Origin of the sequence: Stenotrophomonas sp. PS02298 (genome assembly GCF_029959445.1) — a bacterium.
Taxonomy (GTDB): Bacteria; Pseudomonadota; Gammaproteobacteria; order Xanthomonadales; family Xanthomonadaceae; genus Stenotrophomonas.
In genome coordinates, this window is sequence record NZ_JASCOR010000270.1 from 1 (window position 1) to 3,211 (window position 3,211).

Below are 3,211 nucleotides of genomic sequence, written 5' to 3' on the forward strand. Positions count from 1 at the left end.
CCCCCCCCCCCCCCCCCCCCCCCCCCCCCCCCCCCCCCCCCCCCCCCCCCCCCCCCCCCCCCCCCCCCCCCCCCCCCCCCCCCCCCCCCCCCCCCCCCCCCCCCCCCCCCCCCCCCCCCCCCCACTACAGGGGTGTATCCCTTTTCCCACTTGCGGCCCGGCCGCTGCCCCACTAGCCTTCGCCGGTACTTACAAACCGGGGTTTGCTGTGAAGAATCGTCATTTGGTCCTGGCCGCCGCCGTTGGCGTGGCCGTGCTCTCGCTGGCTGCCTGTAAAAAGGACGCCGCCACCGACACCGCCAAGCCGGCCACCACCCAGGCCGCACCGGCCGAAAGCGCCGACCAGTTCATCGCCCGCGTGAATGCCGAATACAAGGCCATGTACCCGGAGATGACCTCGGCCCAGTGGCTGTCGTCCACCTACATCAATGACGATTCGGCCCGCGTTGCCGCCAAGGCCAACGAGCGCTGGCTGACCGTGCTCAATGGCTGGATCGAACAGGCCAACAAGTACGACGGCCAGCCGATGAGCGCCGACACCAAGCGCGCCATCAGCCTGCTCAAGCTGATGACCTCCATGCCCGCCCCGCGCGACCCGCAGAAGCTGGCCGAACTGGCCGGCATCGCCACCAAGCTGGAAGGCGACTACGGCGCCGGCACTTACTGCGTCGGCGAAGGCGACAACAAGAACTGCCGCCAGCTCGGCGACCTTGAGAAGGTGCTGGCCACCTCTCGCGACTACGACAAGCAGCTCGATGCCTGGCAGGGCTGGCAGTCCACCGCCGTGCCGCCGCGCGCCAACTACCAGCGCTTCGTCGAACTGGTCAACGAAGGCGCCCGCGAGCTGGGCTATACCGACGCCGGCCAGATGTGGCGCAGCGGCTACGACATGCCGGCCGACCAGGTCGGCCCGGAAACCGACCGCCTGTGGGAGCAGGTCAAGCCGCTGTACGAGCAGGTGCATTGCTATACCCGCGCCAAGCTGGACAAGGAATACGGCAAGGACAAGGCCGAAGTGGGCGGCGGCATGATTGCCGCGCACCTGACCGGCAACATGTGGCAGCAGGACTGGAGCAACCTGTGGGACATGACCGCGCCGTATCCGAACGCGGGCAGCCTGGACATCACCGCCGCACTGGAAAAGCAGTACCAGACCAACCTCAGTGCCGCCCTCGCCAAGGCCGGCGGCGCCGATCCGGCAAGCCGCTTCAAGGCACAGCGTGAGGCCGAGCTGGTCACCGCCCGGCAGATGACCGAGCGCGCGCAGGACTTCTACGTTTCGCTGGGCATGCCCAAGCTGCCGGAGAGCTACTGGCAGAACACCCAGTTCATCAAGCCGCTGGACCGCAACGTGGTCTGCCACGCCAGCGCGTGGGACATGAACATGGGCGGCGATGGCAAGGATGTCGGCCCGGACGTGCGCACCAAGATGTGCATCACCCCGAACGAAGAAAACTTCACCACCATCTACCACGAGCTCGGCCACATCTATTACGACCTGGCCTACAACCCGCTGCCGCCGTTGTTCCAGGGCGGTGCCAACGACGGCTTCCACGAAGCCATCGGCGACACCATCGTGCTGGCAATGACGCCGAAGTACCTCAACTCGATCGGTCTGGTCGGCGCACAGCAGGAAAGCCGCGAAGCCACCATCAATGCGCAGATGCGCATGGCGATGTCGGGCGTGTCGTTCCTGCCGTTCGGTCTGATGATCGACCGCTGGCGCTGGGGCGTGTTCGACGGCTCGATCAAGCCGGACCAGTACAACCAGAAGTGGTGGGAACTGAAGGCGCAGTACCAGGGCGTGGCCCCGGCCAGCGCACGCGGCGAGGAGTTCTTCGACGCCGGCGCCAAGTACCACGTGCCGGGCAACACCCCGTACCTGCGCTACTTCCTGGCGCGCATCCTGCAGTACCAGTTCTACAAGGGCCTGTGCGACGCGTCCGGCTACACCGGCCCGCTCAACGAGTGCAGCTTCTACGGCAACAAGGAAGCCGGGCAGAAGTTCTGGGCAATGCTGAGCAAGGGTTCCAGCCAGCCGTGGCAGGCCACGCTGAAGGAACTGACCGGCACCGAGAAGCTCGATGCCGGCCCGATGCTGGAATACTTCGCACCGCTGCAGGAATGGCTGAAGCAACAGAACGAAAGCCAGATGTGTGGTTGGCAGGCAGCAGCACCAACCGCGGCTCCGGCTGCGCAGCCAGTGGCTGCAAAGTAACTCTTGTTGCATTGGTCATGAAGAGGGCGCCGTATCGGCGCCCTTCTTCTTCAACATCAAGCGGATCTCACACAGACGTTTGAATCAACATCCAACGAACAACACAAGGAGTCCAAGATGCGTCATAAGTTGGCTGCAGGCCTCGTTATTTTCTGTGCATCACAACTCTGCAGCGCGCAGGCAACCGACGTTAACCTCACGCAGGACGACACCAAGAGTGGACTCTGTCTTTTCACCGGAACGCCTCCGTCTGAATTTACGTACACCGTCGTAAAAGAGCTCGACTACGGCAAAGGCAGCTATGGAAGTGTCAACGACCTCCTTCCCATCGTCGTGGCTGATGCCAAGGCCGCCGGTGCAGATGCGGTCATTCACTACAACGGTGCCCAGCACTTCGGGTTCTGGCCGTGGCGATTCGTCAGGCCGGTGGTTACAGGCACCGCAGTAAAGTGGACACCTGCACGCGACATCGACTGTGCAGCTGCAGGCGGTCATCACACCACCGGAACACTGAAAGAGGCCCCACCGCCGCCGCAGAAATGACGACAGACTTCCCCCTTGAGGGGTACGCCAGAAGTCCTTCGACCGACCAGTTCCATCTGCGTTGGATCGACCCGTTGCCCGCACTCGGCGCTCCGGCACATCGCCTGAATCCATCAGCGGGGACATCGTTGACTGCATTATCGTCGCATCCTGTCGACGGCCTTTAAAACAACTTTCACTGCAGTAAATATGCCCCGCCCTGCCACAGATTGACACCTCTGGCAGGACGGGTTGCAGACCGTCTTCGAGGCAGTCCGGCCCCAGCTACCGATTAGCCATGGCATTGAATGTTTGAGTCGAAATGGTACCCAGGGCGAACTTCTCCTGCGCACCGCTTGAGGGCAAGCTCAATCATTGCCCTGGAAATCCAACAACGATGCCAGCGGGGGGGGGGGGGGGGGGGTTATTATTTTTTATAAAAAAAAAACCACCCCTCTTTTTCCCGCAAAT

Annotated in this window: 2 protein-coding genes; both read left to right on the forward strand. The window is 63.3% G+C overall.

All coding sequences use genetic code 11. From position 1 onward, the window contains the following. Positions 1-208 precede the first annotated feature (208 nt). Positions 209-2,218, forward strand: a complete 2,010-nt coding sequence (locus QMX78_RS20840; protein WP_282273249.1) for a M2 family metallopeptidase — start codon at positions 209-211, stop codon at positions 2,216-2,218. A gap of 117 nt (positions 2,219-2,335) precedes the next feature. Then, positions 2,336-2,761 carry a hypothetical protein gene (locus QMX78_RS20845; RefSeq protein ID WP_282273251.1) on the forward strand — a complete coding sequence of 142 codons (426 nt, stop codon included), beginning with the start codon at positions 2,336-2,338 and terminating at the stop codon, positions 2,759-2,761. The last annotated feature ends 450 nt before the right edge of the window (positions 2,762-3,211 follow it).